This is a genomic window from Actinomadura sp. NBRC 104425, from assembly GCF_030269545.1.
GTDB classification, from domain to species: Bacteria; Actinomycetota; Actinomycetes; order Streptosporangiales; family Streptosporangiaceae; genus Spirillospora; species Spirillospora keratinilytica.
In genome coordinates, this window is record NZ_BSTN01000003.1 from 219,314 (window position 1) to 235,232 (window position 15,919).

General features: G+C 73.9%; 13 protein-coding genes and 1 pseudogene. 2 read left to right on the forward strand and 12 right to left on the reverse strand.

The window, feature by feature from the left end; translation table 11 throughout:
• Nucleotides 1–4: 4 nt before the first annotated feature.
• The 12 genes and pseudogenes from QSK22_RS06810 to rimP form a co-directional block, all read right to left on the reverse strand.
• Nucleotides 5–1,330, reverse strand: coding sequence for a M16 family metallopeptidase (locus QSK22_RS06810; protein WP_285493323.1), 1,326 nt, complete (start codon nucleotides 1,328–1,330; stop codon nucleotides 5–7).
• A 136-nt stretch (nucleotides 1,331–1,466) separates the two neighbouring features.
• Nucleotides 1,467–3,818, reverse strand: a complete 2,352-nt coding sequence (locus QSK22_RS06815; protein WP_285493324.1) for a polyribonucleotide nucleotidyltransferase — start codon at nucleotides 3,816–3,818, stop codon at nucleotides 1,467–1,469.
• Between the two features lie 314 nt (nucleotides 3,819–4,132).
• Nucleotides 4,133–4,402, reverse strand: a complete 270-nt coding sequence (gene rpsO / locus QSK22_RS06820) for a 30S ribosomal protein S15 (RefSeq protein ID WP_285493129.1) — start codon at nucleotides 4,400–4,402, stop codon at nucleotides 4,133–4,135.
• A 262-nt stretch (nucleotides 4,403–4,664) separates the two neighbouring features.
• Complete coding sequence (locus tag QSK22_RS06825) at nucleotides 4,665–5,612, reverse strand: bifunctional riboflavin kinase/FAD synthetase (RefSeq protein ID WP_285493325.1); 948 nt, start codon at nucleotides 5,610–5,612, stop codon at nucleotides 4,665–4,667.
• 181 nt (nucleotides 5,613–5,793) lie between these two features.
• The gene (truB, locus tag QSK22_RS06830; RefSeq protein ID WP_285493130.1) at nucleotides 5,794–6,678 is read right to left on the reverse strand and encodes a tRNA pseudouridine(55) synthase TruB; all 885 of its coding nucleotides are present in this window, start codon (nucleotides 6,676–6,678) and stop codon (nucleotides 5,794–5,796) included.
• The gene (locus QSK22_RS06835) at nucleotides 6,675–8,105 is read right to left on the reverse strand and encodes a DHH family phosphoesterase (RefSeq protein ID WP_285493131.1); all 1,431 of its coding nucleotides are present in this window, start codon (nucleotides 8,103–8,105) and stop codon (nucleotides 6,675–6,677) included. Before QSK22_RS06835 ends, truB begins: the two co-directional genes overlap by 4 nt.
• On the reverse strand, nucleotides 8,098–8,580 hold the full coding sequence (rbfA, locus tag QSK22_RS06840; protein ID WP_285493132.1) for a 30S ribosome-binding factor RbfA: 483 nt from the start codon (nucleotides 8,578–8,580) through the stop codon (nucleotides 8,098–8,100). The genes QSK22_RS06835 and rbfA overlap by 8 nt, the downstream gene beginning before the upstream one ends.
• A gap of 99 nt (nucleotides 8,581–8,679) precedes the next feature.
• Entirely contained in the window at nucleotides 8,680–8,988 is a 309-nt protein-coding gene (locus QSK22_RS06845; protein ID WP_285493133.1) for a DUF503 domain-containing protein, read from the reverse strand.
• Between the two features lie 364 nt (nucleotides 8,989–9,352).
• Nucleotides 9,353–12,289 carry a translation initiation factor IF-2 gene (gene infB / locus QSK22_RS06850; RefSeq protein WP_285493134.1) on the reverse strand — a complete coding sequence of 979 codons (2,937 nt, stop codon included), beginning with the start codon at nucleotides 12,287–12,289 and terminating at the stop codon, nucleotides 9,353–9,355.
• Between the two features lie 119 nt (nucleotides 12,290–12,408).
• Entirely contained in the window at nucleotides 12,409–12,738 is a 330-nt protein-coding gene (locus QSK22_RS06855) for a YlxR family protein (RefSeq protein ID WP_285493135.1), read from the reverse strand.
• Nucleotides 12,704–13,852, reverse strand: coding sequence for a transcription termination factor NusA (nusA, locus tag QSK22_RS06860; protein WP_285493136.1), 1,149 nt, complete (start codon nucleotides 13,850–13,852; stop codon nucleotides 12,704–12,706). The genes QSK22_RS06855 and nusA overlap by 35 nt, the downstream gene beginning before the upstream one ends.
• Nucleotides 13,853–13,997: 145 nt before the next feature.
• Nucleotides 13,998–14,591 (reverse strand): annotated as a pseudogene (rimP, locus tag QSK22_RS06865) (ribosome maturation factor RimP); the annotation flags it as partial.
• A 280-nt stretch (nucleotides 14,592–14,871) separates the two neighbouring features.
• On the opposite strand from rimP, the gene QSK22_RS06870 reads away from it, so the two are divergent.
• Nucleotides 14,872–15,372 (forward strand): hypothetical protein, encoded by a 501-nt coding sequence (locus tag QSK22_RS06870; protein WP_285493138.1) that lies wholly within the window; start codon nucleotides 14,872–14,874, stop codon nucleotides 15,370–15,372.
• Nucleotides 15,369–15,839, forward strand: a complete 471-nt coding sequence (locus QSK22_RS06875; protein ID WP_285493139.1) for a DUF4439 domain-containing protein — start codon at nucleotides 15,369–15,371, stop codon at nucleotides 15,837–15,839. The genes QSK22_RS06870 and QSK22_RS06875 overlap by 4 nt, the downstream gene beginning before the upstream one ends.
• The last annotated feature ends 80 nt before the right edge of the window (nucleotides 15,840–15,919 follow it).

Consider the following 15,919-nt stretch of genomic DNA (forward strand, 5'->3'; position numbering starts at 1 on the left):
CAGCTCAGAGGGTGAAATCACGGTCGCCGAACGGGCCGATGACGGTGAGGGCCTGCGGCCCGGCCAGCACGTCCCGGGCCACCTCGCGCACGTCGTCGGGGGTGACCGCGTCGATGCGGGCCAGCACCTCGTCGACGGCCAGCAGCGACTCGTACACCAGCTCGCTTTTGGCGATGCGGCTCATCCGCGAGCCGGTGTCCTCCAGGCCCAGCACCATGCCGCCGCGCAGCTGCCCCTTGCCGCGCTCCAGCTCCTCGTCGGTCAGCCCGCGCTCGGCCACCGCCGCGACCTGGTCCCGGCAGATGGACAGCACCTCGTCGACCTTGCCGGGCTGGCAGCCGGCGTACACGCCGAAGACGCCGGTGTCGGCGTACTGGGAGGTGTAGCTGTACACCGAGTACGCCAGGCCGCGCTTCTCCCGGACCTCCTGGAACAACCGCGACGACATCCCGCCGCCCAGCGCCGCGTTCAGCACCCCCAGCGCGAACCGGCGGTCGTCGCCGCGGGCGACGCCGACGCCGCCGAGCACCAGGTGGGCCTGCTCGGTGTCCTTGTCCAGCACGCGGACCGACGGGGACACCGGGACCGGCTCCCCGCCCAGCCGGGGCGGGCTGGGCGGCGCGTCGCCGGTCAGCCGGTCGGCGTAGGCCTCCTGCACCAGCCGGACGACCTCGTCGTGGTCGACCCGGCCCGCCACCGCCACCACCAGGTTCGGCGGGATGTAGCGCTCGCGGTAGTAGCCGTGGATGCGGTCCCGGGTCAGCGCGTTGATCGACTCGACCGTGCCCAGGATGGGGCGGCCCAGCGGCCCGTCGCCGTACAGCGCGGCGGCGAACTCGTCGTGGATCAGGTCGCCGGGGTCGTCGTCGCGCATGTGGATCTCTTCGAGGATCACGCCGCGCTCGGCCTCCACGTCCTCGGGCCGGTTCAGCGAGGACGCCACCATGTCGCACACCACGTCCGCGGCCAGCGGCAGGTCGGAGTCGAGCACCCGCGCGTAGTAGCAGGTGTATTCCTTGGCGGTGAAGGCGTTCAGGTCGCCGCCGACCGCCTCGACCGCGGCGGAGATCTCCAGCGCGGACCGCCGCTCGGTGCCCTTGAACAGCACGTGCTCCAGGTAGTGGCTGGCGCCCGCGTCCGCGGGGGCCTCGTCGCGGGAGCCGACGGCCGCCCAGATGCCGAAGGCCGCCGACCGCACCGTCGGCATCGACTCGGTCACCACGCGCAGGCCGCCGGGCAGCACCGTCCGCTTCACCGGACCGGAACCGTCGCTGCCGGGGTGGATGGTATGGGTCGTTCCGGGCTCCTGCGCCCTCGCCGCCAGGGTCACGTCGTCGCTCGCATTCACTCGGGGCGGACGATCCGGCGCCTTGCGCCGGGTCCAAACGGGCCGACCGGCCGAACCCCAAGCCTATTGGGGTGGGCCGGTCGGTCACGACTTCCAGCGGGGGTAGGCCCCCGTACGGTCAGGTGTTGCGCTGGGCCGCGTCATCGCCTCCGCTGCGGCGGGTGCGGCGCCGGCGCGGACGCCGCCGCTCGCCGCCCTCGGACGGGGCCGCGCCGCCGTCCGCGGCCGGCTCGGCGGCCTCGTCCGCGGCGGCCTCGCCGTTCCCGGCGCCGGCCGCGGCCTGCTCGCGCTCGGCTGCCTCGCGCTCGACGACCTCCACCGGCACCAGCGACAGCTTGCCGCGCTGGTCGATCTCGGTCACCTCGACCTGGATCTTCTCGCCGACCTTGATGACGTCCTCGACGTTCTCGATCCGGGCACCGCCGTGCAGCTTGCGGATCTGCGAGACGTGCAGCAGGCCGTCCTTGCCGGGCAGCAGCGACACGAACGCGCCGAACGTGGTGATCTTGACGACCGTGCCCAGGTACCGCTCGCCCACCTCGGGCATGTGCGGGTTGGCGATCGCATTGATCGCCTGCCGGGCGGCCTCGGCGGACGGGCCGTCGGTGGCGCCGACGTAGATCGTGCCGTCGTCCTCGATGGTGATGTCGGCGCCGGTGTCGTCCTGGATCGAGTTGATCATCTTGCCCTTGGGGCCGATCACCTCGCCGATCTTGTCGACCGGGACCTTGATGGTGATGATCCGCGGCGCGTTCGGGCTCAGCTCCGCGGGCTCCTCGATCGCCTCGGCCATCACGTCCAGGATCGCCAGCCGCGCGCCCCGGGCCTGCCGCAGCGCCGCGGCCAGCACCTGGGCGGGAATGCCGTCCAGCTTGGTGTCCAGCTGCAGCGCGGTGATCAGGTCGCGGGTGCCGGCGACCTTGAAGTCCATGTCGCCGTAGGCGTCCTCGGCGCCGAGGATGTCGGTCAGCGTGACGTACTCGCCGCCCTCGTGGATCAGGCCCATCGCGATGCCGGCCACCATCGCCTTGAGCGGCACGCCCGCGTCCAGCAGCGACATGGTGGACGCGCACACCGAGCCCATCGACGTGGAGCCGTTGGAGCCGATCGCCTCCGACACCTGCCGGATCGCGTACGGGAACTCCTCGCGGCTCGGCAGCACCGGGATCAGGGCGCGCTCGGCCAGCGCGCCGTGCCCGATCTCGCGGCGCTTGGGCGAGCCGACCCGGCCGGTCTCACCGGTGGAGTAGGGCGGGAAGTTGTAGTGGTGCATGTAGCGCTTGGTGCGCTCGGGGTTGAGCGTGTCGATCGTCTGCTCCATACGCAGCATGTTCAGCGTCGTCACGCCCAGGATCTGGGTCTCGCCGCGCTCGAACAGCGCCGAGCCGTGCACCCGCGGGATCACGTGCGCCTCGGCCGCCAGGCGGCGGATGTCCTTGACGCCGCGGCCGTCGATGCGCATCCCGTCGCGGATGATCCGCTCGCGCACCAGCCGCTTGGTCACGGCGCGGAACGCGGCGGGGATCTCCTTCTCCCGGCCCTCGAAGTCGGGGGCCAGCTTCTCCAGCGCGGACGTCTTGATCTCGTCCAGCCGGTTCTCGCGGGTCTGCTTGTCGGCGATCGTCAGCGCCTCGGCCAGCTCGGCGGCCACGGTGGCGTTGACCGCCTCGAGCACGTCGTCCTGGTAGTCGGGGAACAGCGGGTACTCGGCGACGGGCTTGGCGGCCTTGGCGGCCAGCTCGGACTGCGCCTTGCACAGCGCGGCGATGAACGGCTTGGCGGCCTCCAGGCCCTCGGCCACCGTCTCCTCGGTGGGGGCCACGGCGCCCTCGGCCACCAGGGCCAGGGTGTCGCGGGTGGACTCGGCCTCCACCATCATGATCGCGACGTCGCCGTCCTCCAGCACCCGGCCGGCCACCACCATGTCGAAGGTGGCCCGCTCCAGCTCGGGGTGGGTGGGGAAGCCGACCCAGCGGCCGTCGATCAACGCGACGCGCACGCCGCCGATCGGGCCGGAGAACGGCAGCCCGGCCAACTGGGTGGACAGCGACGCGGCGTTGATCGCCACCACGTCGTACAGGTGGTCGGGGTGCAGCGCCAGGACCGTCGCGACGATCTGGATCTCGTTGCGCAGCCCCTTGACGAACGAGGGGCGCAGCGGCCGGTCGATCAGCCGGCAGGTGAGGATGGCGTCCTCGGACGGGCGGCCCTCGCGGCGGAAGAACGAGCCGGGGATGCGCCCGGCGGCGTACATCCGCTCCTCGACGTCCACCGTCAGCGGGAAGAAGTCCAGGCTCTCCTTGGGCTTCTTGGACGCGGTGGTCGCCGACAGCACCATCGTCTCGTCGTCGAGGTAGGCGACGGCCGAGCCGGCGGCCTGGCGGGCCAGCCGGCCGGTCTCGAACCGGACGACGCGGGTGCCGAGCGGTCCGTTGTCGATCACGGCCTCGGAGCTGTGCGCCCCTTCCATGCGCGCGCCTTGGCTCACGGGAATCTCGGTCACGGGAATCTCCTTGGTTTCTCGCGCCCTCGCGGCCCGGTTCCCGTGGATGTCGCGCTGTGCCGGTCTTCGATCGAAGCGCCCGGATCGCCCACGTTGTCGCGCGCCCCCACCCGTCTGCGGCGAAGGCATGATCCGGGAGCCACTACCGAGGACCGGCCCGCACCAAGGGGGAGGTCCGCGAGGCTCTCTTCTGTGTTCAGTTGTCCGGCCCGGGGGGTTTCACTCCCGCCGGGCGCGAATAATCGGAGGGAGCGGCCCCAGCGAGCCGCTCCCCCACCGTCCTAACGGCGCAGACCGAGGCGCTCGATCAGCCGCCGGTAGCGGTTGATGTCCTTGTTCTGCAGGTACTTCAGGAGCCGGCGGCGCTGGCCCACCAGCAGCAGCAGACCGCGGCGGCTGTGGTGGTCGTGCTTGTGCTCCTTGAGGTGCTCGGTCAGGTCGTTGATCCGCCTGGTCAGCAGCGCGACCTGGACCTCCGGCGAACCGGTGTCACCCTCACTGGTCGCGAACTCGGCGATGATCTTCTGCTTGGTAGCGGTGTCGAGCGGCACGTGGCTCCTTCGATGAGATCGTCATCCGCAGATCCCGCGCCCCGCCGGGCGCCCGGGTCCGCATGATGCGTTCAGGAATAAAGGGGGTGAGCCGCATGAGGGTGCAGCCCACCGGCCGGTATGGCTCCGGTGACTCTTCACCGTACCATGCCCGGCTTGTGCACCGACCTCCGCCCCTTGACGGAGGGTGATCACCGTGCTCCGCCCCGTACGGTTCCCGTCCGGCCCCTGCGCGGTGCCGCGGACCGTGCGGCCGCCGGGGCTACGCGTCCGCGGTGATCTGGCGGGTGCGCTCGGTGTCCTGGTGCATCTGCTCGATCAGCGCGTCGACCGAGTCGAACTTCAGCGTGTCGCGCAGCCGGGCCTGGAAGTCCACGGCCATGTGCTCGCCGTACAGGTCCAGGTCGTCGCGGTCGAGCGCGTACGCCTCGACGGTGCGCTCGCCGGTGCCCTCGAACGTGGGGTTGGTGCCGATGGAGATCGCGGCGGGCCAGCGGAAGCCGGGATAGCGCTCGGAGTCGCACACCAGCCACCCGGCGTAGACGCCGTCGCTGGGGATCGCGGTGTGCGGCTGCGTCTCCAGGTTGGCGGTGGGGAAGCCCAGCGCGCGCCCGCGCATGTGCCCGCGCACCACCACCCCCTCCACGCGGTGCGGCCGGCCCAGCGCGTGCGCGGCGCCCTCGACGTCGCCCCGCTCCAGCCGGGCGCGGATGTAGCTGGAGGAGATCGTGTCGCCGTCGGCCACCAGCGGCATGCCCTCGGCGGTGAAGTCGTACTTCTCCCCCAGCTCCCGCAGCAGCGCCACGTCGCCCTTGGCCTTGTGGCCGAACCGGAAGTCCTCGCCGACGATCACGTGCGCCGCGTGCAGCCGGTCGACCAGCACCGACTGGACGAACTCGTCCGGCGGCACCTTCGACAGCTCCAGCGTGAACGGCACCACGACCACCGCGTCGGTGCCGAGGCCCTCCAGCAGGCCGATGCGGCGCGCGGTGGACGCCAGCAGCGGCGGATGGGTGCCGGGCCGCACCACCTCGTCGGGGTGCGGATCGAATGTGATCACCACCGATCGCAGCCCGCGTTCGCGGGCCAGCTCGGCGGCCCGGCCCACGATCCGCTGGTGCCCCCGGTGGACGCCGTCGAACACGCCGATGGTGACGACCGTCCTGCCCCAATCGGCGGGAACCTCGTCGAGGCCATGCCAGCGCCGCACCATGCACTCCCCTGCGTCGGAACCTGCCTGCCCGGTCTTCCCCTGTCGCATCACAGACTGCCATGCGCGGCCCCGCCACACGACCGAGGGGGCCGCCTCACGACGCGAAACCCGCCGGACCGCGACGAAGTTTACTCGGAGGCAACAAAGTACTCGGAGGCGACAGGGGCCGGACGCCCTGCTAGGGGACGAACACCGCCAGCGGCTTGGCGACCCGGCCCTGCTCCTCCATCAGGGCCAGCAGCGTCCCGTCGGGCGCGAACACCCCGACCGGCCCCGGCCCCAGGCCCGCCGCGGGCAGCCGCCCGCCGTGCACGACCTTGCGCGCCTCGTCGGCCGACACCTCCCGGCGCGGGAACGCGGCCGCCACCGCCTCGGCCATCGGCATGATCTCCAGCTTCTCGGCGAGCTGGTCCAGCGTGCGGGCCATGGCCAGGTCATAGGGGCCGACGCGGGTGCGGCGCAGCGCGGTCAGATGGCCGCCGCAGCCCAGCGCAGCGCCCAGATCGCGGGCCAGCGCCCGGATGTAGGTGCCGGACGAGCAGGTGACGGAGGCGTCCACGTCCACCAGGTCGCCGTGGCGGCGCACGGCGGTGACGGTGAACGCGTGCACCGTCACCGGACGGGCCGCCAGCGCCACCTCCTTGCCCTCGCGGGCCATCCGGTAGGCGCGCTTGCCGTCCACCTTGATGGCGCTGACCTGCGGCGGAACCTGGCTGATCGGCCCGGTGAGCGCCGCGACCGCGGCGTGCAGCGCCTCGTCGGCGACGCCCGCGGCCGAGGCGGTGGCGATGATCTCGCCCTCGGCGTCGTCGGTGTCGGTGGTCTGGCCGAGCCGGATCGTGGCGTCGTAGGCCTTCTCCGTCAGCGCCAGATGCCCCAGCAGCCGGGTCGCCGCGCCCACCCCGACCACCAGCACGCCGGTGGCCATCGGGTCGAGGGTGCCGGCGTGCCCGACCCGCCGGGTGCCGGCCAGCCGCCGCATGCGGCCGACCACGTCGTGGCTGGTCCAGTCGGCGGGCTTGTCGACGACGACCAGCCCCGAGATCTGCGCGCGGCTGCTCATCCCGTCCCCCCGTGGTCGCTCTGGTCGCCGGGGCCGCGCAGCACGGCGCGCAGCCGGTCGATGGTGTCGGCGGGCTCGCCCGTGGCGGTGAACGCCGCGGCAGTGCGGTGCCCGCCCCCGCCGAGCTCGCCGCACGCGCCGCCCACGTCCACCCGGCCCCGGGACCGGGTGGAGACGTACCAGTCGCCCTCGTCGGTCTGCTTGCACACCACCGCGACCTCGGCGTCGTCGGCCCGCCGCAGCTGGTCGATGACGCCTTCGAGCTGGTCGTAGGGCACGCCGCTGTCGGCGCGGTCGGCCCGGCTGATCGCCGTCCACAGCAGGCCCAGGCCGCCCGCGGCGTCGCGGTCCAGCCGGGCCCGGCCGAGGGCGCCCGCCAGCACCTGCAGGTAGCCGAACGAGGCGCGGTCCCACAGCTCGCGGCTCACCTCGTCGGGGCGCACACCCGCCTCCAGCAGCCGCGCCGCCATCGCGTGCACCGCGGGCGTGGTGCACCGGTACCGGAACGAGCCGGTGTCGCTGGCCAGCCCCGCGTACAGGCCGAGGGCGATGTCGCGGGTGAGCGGGACGCGCAGCCGGCGGATCAGCTCGTCCACCAGCATCGCGGTCGCCGCCGCCTCGGGGTCCACCAGCCGGACCTGCTCGGGCCCGCGGATGCCGAGCCCGCCGCCGGAGGCGTGGTGATCCAGGACGATCAGCGTCGCCGCGGCGCGCACCCGCGACGCCAGCGACCCCAGCCGCTCCGCCGCCGCGGTGTCCAGCGCGATCAGCAGCTGCGGGGCGGCGGGCATCCGCCACGGCTCGAGCAGCAGGTCCTGGCCGGGCAGGAAGCGCAGGCTCGTCGGGACGGTGAACGGCTCGCCGAACGAGGCCAGCACCCGCTTGCCCAGGGACCGCAGCGCCAGCGCCAGCGCCAGCATCGAGCCCAGCGCGTCACCGTCGGGGGTCACATGGCAGGCCAGGCAGATCTCGTCGGCCTTGCCGATCAGCTCGACCGCGCGGTCCCAGTCGAGGCCGGACCAGCGGGCCGGCGCGTCGACTCGGCCGGACTCACCGCGGCCGGACTCACCGCGGCCGGGCTGCTCGCCGCCCGGCCGCGCGCACGGCGCAGCGGCGCGGCGCTCCGTCCCGGAGCCGCACCGCCGCCCGGCGGCGCAGCGGAGCATCTCGGCGTACGGCCCCTCCCACGGCCCGAGCGCCTCCATCTCGGACCAGGCCTCGGCGCCCTCGGGCGCACCGCCGCCGACGCGCGCTGCGGCGATCCGCCCCTCCCACGGCATGGCGGGCAGACCCGGGTCGGACGGCGTCGCGGGCTGGGAGTCCTGCGAGGCCGCCGCCCCGGGCCGGCTCTGCGGGCCCCGGCGATGACGCGACGGGGTCGCACCGAGCAGGGCCGAGCGCCTCGCGCGCCCCTCCGGTTCAGTCATCTGACGAGTGTCCCGCCGCGCCGTCCCCGCCGTCTGTGCCGTCGGGCTCCTCATCGGCCTCACTTGTGCGGTAGGGGTTGGCATCCCCCGCCGGCGTGGCCGACCGGGCGGCACGGGCCACCTCGGCGTCCTTGGCGCGGGCCTTGGCCAGCAGGTCGTCGATGTGCGCGGCGTTCTCGATCACGGCGTCCGGGACGAAGGTGATGCTCGGCGTGTGCCGGACGCCGGTCTTGCGGCCGACCTCCGACCGGATCACGCCCTTGGCGCTCTCCAGCGCCGCGGCGGTCTCCTTGCGCTCGCCCTCCGAGCCGTAGACGGTGTAGTAGACCGTGGCGTCGCGCAGGTCGCCGGTGACCCTGGTGTCAGTCACGGTCACGAAGCCGAGCCGAGGGTCCTTGATCCGCCGTTCCAGCATCTCGGCGACGATCTGCTGGATGCGGTCGGCGAGCTTGCGCGCCCGGGCCGGGTCCGCCATGGTCGCACTCCTTTTCTATGGTCCTGGCAGGGCCGGGGCGATGCGGGGTTCTCGCGCCCGGCCCGCGGGGATCGGCACCGTGCCCCCGCGCTCCCCCGCTCAGTCTTCGTCGTTGAACAGCCGCCGCCTGGCCGACAGCAGCTCGATCTCCGGACGGCCCGCGACGAGCCGTTCGCAGGAGTCCAGCACCTGCGAGCAGTTGCCCGCCGTGGCCGACACCACCGCCACCGCGATCTCGGCCCGCCGGTGCAGGTCGAGCGCGCCGGTCTCGGCGACGGCCACGGCGGGGAACCGCCGGTTCACCTCGGCGATGATCGGACGCACGACCGACCGCTTCTGTTTGAGCGAACGCACGTCGCCCAGCAGCAGATCCAGCGTCAGCGCACCCACGTACACCTGGTCGGTCACCTCGGGTAGTCGATATGCCCCCGCATGCGCGCGGGGTGTGGAGGCCGCACCGCGGGAACGCCGTGCGGAGCGGGCCGGGGCGACGGTGCCCTCCCCGGGTGCGCCGGACCGGTCGGCGGTGACGCGGACCGGCTGCCGGTCGGCGGCCCGGCGGCCGTCATGACGCCAGGGTAGAAGATCCACCCGGCGCCCTGTCACGCGGTTTTCGGGAACCGTGCCGTTCAGGGAACAGGGCCGCGGGCCGTGTCGCCACGGCCCGCGGTCCTCCTCGCTCGCGCGATGCGGTTCGTCCGGCTCGGTTGGGTCGGCTCCGTTCTGTCGGCTCGGTTCGGTCGGCTCCGTTCTGTCGGCTCGGTCGCGAGTGTCAGTCGCGCGGCTTCTCGCGCATCTCGAAGCACTCGATGACGTCACCGAGCTTGATGTCGTTGAAGCCGATGCCGATACCGCACTCGAAGCCCTCGCGGACCTCGGTCGCGTCGTCCTTGAACCGGCGCAGCGACGCCACGCTGAGGTTGTCGGCCACCACGACGCCGTCGCGGACCAGCCGCGCCTTGGCGTTGCGCTGGATGACGCCCGAGGTGACCATCGAACCGGCGATGTTGCCGATCCGCGGCACCTTGAAGATCTCGCGGATCTCCGCGGTGCCGAGCTGGACCTCCTCGAACTCCGGCTTCAGCATGCCCTTGAGGGCCGCCTCGACCTCCTCGATCGCCTGGTAGATGACCGAGTAGTAGCGGATGTCCACGCCCTCGCGGTCGGCGATCTCCTGCGCGTTGCGCTCGGCCCGCACATTGAAGCCGATGATCACCGCGCCGTCGGAGGCCAGCGACAGGTTGACGTCGTCCTGCGTGATCGCGCCGACGCCGCGGCGGATCACCCGCAGGGTGACCTCCTCGCCGACGTCGATCTTCAGCAGCGAGTCCTCCAGGGCCTCCACCGAGCCGGACACGTCGCCCTTGAGGATGAGCAGCAGCTCCTGCCGCTCGCCCTGCTTGATGAAGTCCTCCAGGGACATGCTGCGGCGGGTGCGCATCAGCTCGGCGTTGCGCTTGCGCGCCTCCCGCTTGTCGGCGATCTGCCGGGCGACCCGGTCGTCGTCGACGACCAGGAAGCTGTCGCCCGCGCTGGGCACGGCGGTCAGGCCGAGCACCTGCACCGGACGCGACGGCGGCGCCTCCTCGACGTTGTTGCCGTTCTCGTCGAGCATCGCCCGCACTCGGCCGTGCGCCACGCCGCAGACGATCGAGTCTCCGACCCGCAGGGTGCCGCGCTGCACCAGCACGGTCGCCACGGCGCCCCGGCCGCGGTCGAGGTGGGCCTCGATGGCCGACCCCTGGGCGGGCATGTCCGGGTTGGCCTTCAGGTCGAGCTCGGCGTCGGCGGTCAGGATGATCGCCTCGAGCAGTCCGTCGATGTTGGTGCGCTGCTTGGCCGACACGTCGACGAACAGGGTCTGCCCGCCGTACTCCTCGGCGACCAGGCCGTACTCGGTCAGCTGGGCGCGCACCCGCTGCGGGTCGGCGCCGTCGACGTCGATCTTGTTGACCGCGACCACGATCGGCACCCCCGCCGCGGTGGCGTGGTCGATCGCCTCGGTGGTCTGCGGCTTGACGCCGTCGTCGGCGGCGACCACCAGCACCACCAGGTCGGTGGTGTCGGCACCGCGGGCCCGCATGGCGGTGAACGCCTCGTGACCCGGGGTGTCGATGAAGGTGATCTTGCGCAGCTCGCCGTCGACCTCGGTCTCGACCTGGTAGGCGCCGATGTGCTGGGTGATGCCGCCGGCCTCGCCCGCCTGGACGTTGGCGTGCCGGATGGCGTCCAGTAGCTTGGTCTTACCGTGGTCGACGTGGCCCATGACGGTCACGACCGGCGGACGCGGCCGCAGGTTCTCCTCGTCGCCCTCGTCCTCGCCGAACTCGATGTCGAACGACTCCAGCAGCTCGCGGTCCTCGTCCTCCGGGCTGACGATCTGGACGTCGAAGTCCAGCTCGATGCCCAGCAGCTTGAGGTCGTCCTCGTTGACCGACTGGGTCGCGGTGACCATCTTGCCGAGGTGCAGCATGATCTGCACCAGCGAGGCCGGGTTGGCACCGATCTTCTCGGCGAAGTCGGTCAGCGACGCGCCCTGCGGCAGGCGGATCGTCTTGCCGCCGCCCCGCGGGGCCTGCACGCCGCCGATCGCCGGCGCCTGCATGCTGTCGACGAACTCCTGGCGCCGCTGCCGCTTGGACTTGCGGCCCCGGGCCGGACGCCCGCCGGGACGGCCGAACGCGCCCTGCGTGCCGCCGCGGCCGCGGCCGCCGCCGCCCGGGCGGGGACCGCCGAAGCCGGGACGGCCGCCGCCACCGGTGCGCGGGCCGCCGAAGCCGCCGCCCGGACGGCCGCCCCCGCCGGGACGACCGCCGCCGGGGCGTCCGCCGCCACCGCCGCGCGCGGGACCGCCCGCGCGCCCGGGGGCGCCGGCGGGCCGGGACGGCATGTTCATCGGGCTCGGCCGCGCGCCGGCCGGACGCGGCGGCATGTTCGCCGGGCTGGGCCGCGGGCCGCCGGCGCCGGGCGCGCCGGGGCGCGGACCGGGCCGCGGGCCGCCGGGGCGGTCGCCGCCCTGGGCGCCGCCGGGACGCGGACCCGGACGCGGGCCCGGCTTGGGCGGCTGGCCCATGCCGGTGTTGGTCGAGCTGAACGGGTTGTTGCCGGGACGCGGAGCGCCCGGGGCGCCGCGGCCGCCCGGACGGGGGCCGGGACGCGGGCCCGGCTTGGGCGGCCGGGGACCCGGCTTGGGAACGCCGCCGGAGGGCGCGCCGCCGGGGGCCTTGGGCGCCCGCGGCGTCGGCGCGGGACCGCCCTGCGACGCGGCGGGCTGCTGCGGGGCGGGCTGCTGCCGGCCCGGCTGGCGCTGACCCGGCGCGGGCGGCACCGGGGGACGCGGGCCGGGGCCGGGGCGCGGACCGCCCGCCGGGCCCGGCTTGGGCACGGGCGGACGCGGTGTGGGCGCCGCCGGACGCGGCGGCGCGGGACGGGCGCCCTGCGCGCCGGGGGGACCCGGGCGGGGCGCGGTGGGCTTCGGCGCCTCGGGCGCCGAGGGCCTGCGCGGGGCGGCCCTGCGGTCGCCCTGCTTGGACGCGTTCTTGCCGGACGCGTTGTCTGAGAAGGCTTCTGTCAGCCTGCGTACGACCGGCGCCTCGATCGTGGAGGACGCCGAACGGACGAACTCGCCCATTTCACGGAGCTTGGCCATGACGACCTTGCTCTCGACACCGAACTCTTTGGCGAGTTCGTAAACCCGGACCTTCGCCACTGCACTCCCTACTCGGTCCGGGGGTGCGGCCTCCGGACCGTCGTTACCTTGCCGTACTCATCGCGGCGTGCTCATCGAGCGCTCATAGCAATCTCGACCTGCTTCCGACTAGACGTCGCTTACCGTTGGCCATCCTGCTGCCGCGCGTCCCGCGCCGCAAGCCGCGCTCGCAGCGCGGAGGTGTCGAGCGGCCCCGCCAGGCGGAAGGCCCGAGGGAACGCCCGACGCCGCTCTGCGAGCTCGAGACATCCGGGATCGGGGTGCAGATGCGCCCCCCGGCCCGGCATCCGCCCACGAGGATCGGGGACGATCACGCCCTCGACCGCCACGAGGCGCAGCAACTCGGACTTGGCCGTGCGAACCCGGCAGCCCACACACGTGCGCAGTGGAACCGCCCGCTCGCGTGACTCGAGTCTACCGCGGCGAGGCGTCGGCGGGACCTGTCGCATGCTCTCCTGATGTGGTCGATCCTGATGTAGTCGATCCTGATTCGCCGGTTCCGGCCGCCTTCGGGGCTTGTGCCGCTTCGGCCGCGCCGGTCCCCTGGGCCTGCGCCCCGGCGCCGGAACGCTCGGTTCCGGACCGCTCGGCGCCGCCCTGCTCGGTGTCGGAGCGGATGTCGATCCGCCAGCCGGTGAGCCGGGCCGCCAGCCGGGCGTTCTGGCCCTCCTTGCCGATGGCCAGCGAGAGCTGGTAGTCGGGGACGATCACCCGGGCCACCCGGGCGCCCTCGTCCACCACCTCCACGGCCGACACCCGCGCCGGGGACAGCGCGTTGCCCACGAACTCGGCCGGGTCCTCCGACCAGTCCACGATATCGATCTTCTCGCCGTGCAGCTCGTGCATGACGTTGCGGACGCGGCTGCCGAGCGGGCCGATGCACGCGCCCTTGGCGTTCACCCCGGCCTTGCGCGAGCGCACCGCGATCTTGGTGCGGTGGCCGGCCTCCCGGGCGATCGCCGCGATCTCCACGGTGCCGTCGGCGATCTCGGGCACCTCCAGGGCGAACAGCTTGCGCACCAGGTTGGGGTGGGTGCGCGACAGCTGCACCGACGGGCCGCGGTGGCCCTTGCGGACCTGCACCACGTAGGCGCGGATCCGCTCGCCGTGCTCGTAGGCCTCGCCGGGCACCTGCTCCTGCAGGGGCAGGATCGCCTCGATCTTGCCGAGGTCGACCAGGACGTTGCGGGGGTCCTTGCCCTGCTGGATGATGCCGGAGACGATGTCGCCCTCGCGGCCGAGGTACTCGCCGAACGTCAGCTCGTCCTCGGCGTCGCGCAGCCGCTGCAGGATGACCTGCTTGGCGGTCGTCGCCGCTATCCGGCCGAAACCGGTCGGGGTGTCGTCGTATTCCCGGACGGCGTTGCCCTCTTCGTCGGTCTCGGTCGCCCAGACCGTGACGTGCCCGGTCTCCCGGTCGAGCTCCACCCGGGCCTTGGGCGCGGCCCCCTCGGTGCGGTGGTAGGCGATCAGCAGGGCGTCTTCGATGGCCTTGACGGCCACGTCGAGCGAGATGTCCTTCTCGCTCTCCAGACTGCGCAGTGCGGTCATGTCGATGTCCACGAGGCTCCCCCCTCTAGTCCGGCTCGGCCGGCGAACGCGTTTCCTCGGCCTCGTCGGCGGAGCCGCGGAGGGCCGTGCCGCCCGCGGGACGCTCCCCCGCACCCGCCGGCCCTTCGGGTCCGGACGCGCCGTCCACGGCCTCGCCGTCGGCCGCGTCGTCCGCCCGCCGGAACTCCACCTGCACCCGGCCGCGCCCCAGCTCCTTGAAGTCGAAACGGCGCCTGGTCACCCCGCCGGACACGGGCCCGCCCCCAGGCCCCCTGCCCCGCCTGCCGGTGCCCTTCGCGGCGGAGCGCCCCTTGCCGGAGGACGCCTCCGCACCGTCCGGCTCCTGGGAGGTGACGACGTCGATGACGACCGCCTCGTCGTCAGCGGACACCACGCGGCCCTCGATCCGGCCGCCCGCGGTCAGCGGCGCGACCACCAGCCGCCCCCTGGCGCGCCGCCAGTGCCGCGGCTCGGTGAGCGGACGGTCGACGCCGGGCGAGGTGACCTCCAGCACATAGGGCCCGGTGCCCATCACGTCGTGCTCGTCCAGCAGGTCGGAGGCGCGCCGGCTCAGCTCGGCCACGTCGTCGAGACTGACCCCGCCGTCGGCGTCCACCACGACGCGCACCAGGCGCCGCCGGCCGGCGGGCCGCACGTCGACCTCCTCCAGGTCGAAGCCCGCGTCGGCCACCGCGGGTGCGAGCACCCGGGTCAGCTGCGCCACCGCCTCCTCGCGGCTCGGCCTGCTCATGACCGTCCTCCACGCGCGCACGAGACGCCGACACGGCCCCGCTGAGCGTTAGGGCCGGACTCCACGCCCATGGGACCTCCAGTTTGTCGCTCTGAAACGCGGCGTGTCCGTTGACAACTCAAGACTATCGACAGCCGGGCACCTCAGCGCCCTTTCGGACGGGTCACCGGCGCGCCGGATATGGAATGCTTGAGCTGGCCTGATGAGCCGAAGACTCGTCGCGGCCCGTCCTCGTCACACCATCCCGGGGGTCGCCCCCCACGAGGTCTGGGAGACACGCTTGCCCGAGGCCAGCACGGTGTCCCGGCGGGCGGTGCTGGGGGGCACCGCCGGGATCGCCCTTCCCGCGCTGGGCGGCTGCGGCCGCGAGCCCGCCGCGACCCCCGCGCTCGATCCCGAGCTGACGATTTTGGTCGGCGCGATCACGGCCGAGCACGATCTGATCGGCCTGTACGAGGCGGTGCGCGGCGCCCACGCCGACCTGGCGGAGCGGATCGACCCCGCCCTGGCCCACCACCGCGAGCATCTGGCCGTGCTGCGCCGCCACTACGTGCCCGGATCCGGCCGGCTGGCGAGCCCGGCGCCGTCCCCCTCGCCCGTGGCGCAGCCCGTCCCCGGCGACCCGTCCGGCGCGCTGGCCGCGCTGCGCCGCGCCGAAAGCCGGGCGGCCGCCGCGCGGACGGCCGAGGTGGAGCGCGCGGGCCCGGGGCTGGCGCAGCTGCTGGCCAGCATCGGCGCCTGCGAGGCCGGGCACGCCGCGGCCCTGGAGAGGGACGCGTGAGCCCTTCGGTGGACGCCCTGCAGGAGGCGCTGAAGGCCGAGCACGCCGCGGTGTACGGCTACGGGGTGGTGGGCGCGCGGCTGCGGGGCCGGCTGCGCCGGTCGGCCGAGTCCCACTGGGACGCCCACCGTCTGCAGCGCGACCGGCTGATGGCGCAAATCTCCCAGCGCGGCGCCCGTCCGGCGGCGGCGGCGCCCGCCTACCGCCTGCCCGTGCGGGTCACCTCGGCGCGCACCGCCGCCGAGCTGGCCGCCGCGCTGGAGGACGGCGTGGTGACCGCGTACGCGGGGCTGGCGGGCGCGCCGGAGGCCGCGCTGCGCACGCTGGCGGCCCGGGCGATGCAGGAGGCGGTGGCGCGTGCGGTGCGCTGGCGGGCCGACGCCGGCCTGCCGCGGGCGGCCGGTGCGGCGTTCCCGGGGCTGCCGCCGTCGGCCCTGGCGCCGGGGCGTACCGCCGGCCCCGGCTGATCATGCGCTGATCATCACGGCGACCTCCGGGAACAGTTCCGCCCCGAGCGATCGTTCACCCGAACTGCAGAGTATTGGGG

Excerpts from the sequence above, each read along its gene's own strand:
- QSK22_RS06815 (WP_285493324.1), bottom strand. The coding sequence starts at position 3,818 with ATGGAAGGGGCGCACAGCTCCGAGGCCGTGATCGACAACGGACCGCTC.
- truB (WP_285493130.1), bottom strand. The coding sequence starts at position 6,678 with ATGAGCAGCCGCGCGCAGATCTCGGGGCTGGTCGTCGTCGACAAGCCC.
- QSK22_RS06835 (WP_285493131.1), bottom strand. The coding sequence starts at position 8,105 with ATGACTGAACCGGAGGGGCGCGCGAGGCGCTCGGCCCTGCTCGGTGCG.
- rbfA (WP_285493132.1), bottom strand. The coding sequence starts at position 8,580 with ATGGCGGACCCGGCCCGGGCGCGCAAGCTCGCCGACCGCATCCAGCAG.
- QSK22_RS06855 (WP_285493135.1), bottom strand. The coding sequence starts at position 12,738 with ATGCGACAGGTCCCGCCGACGCCTCGCCGCGGTAGACTCGAGTCACGC.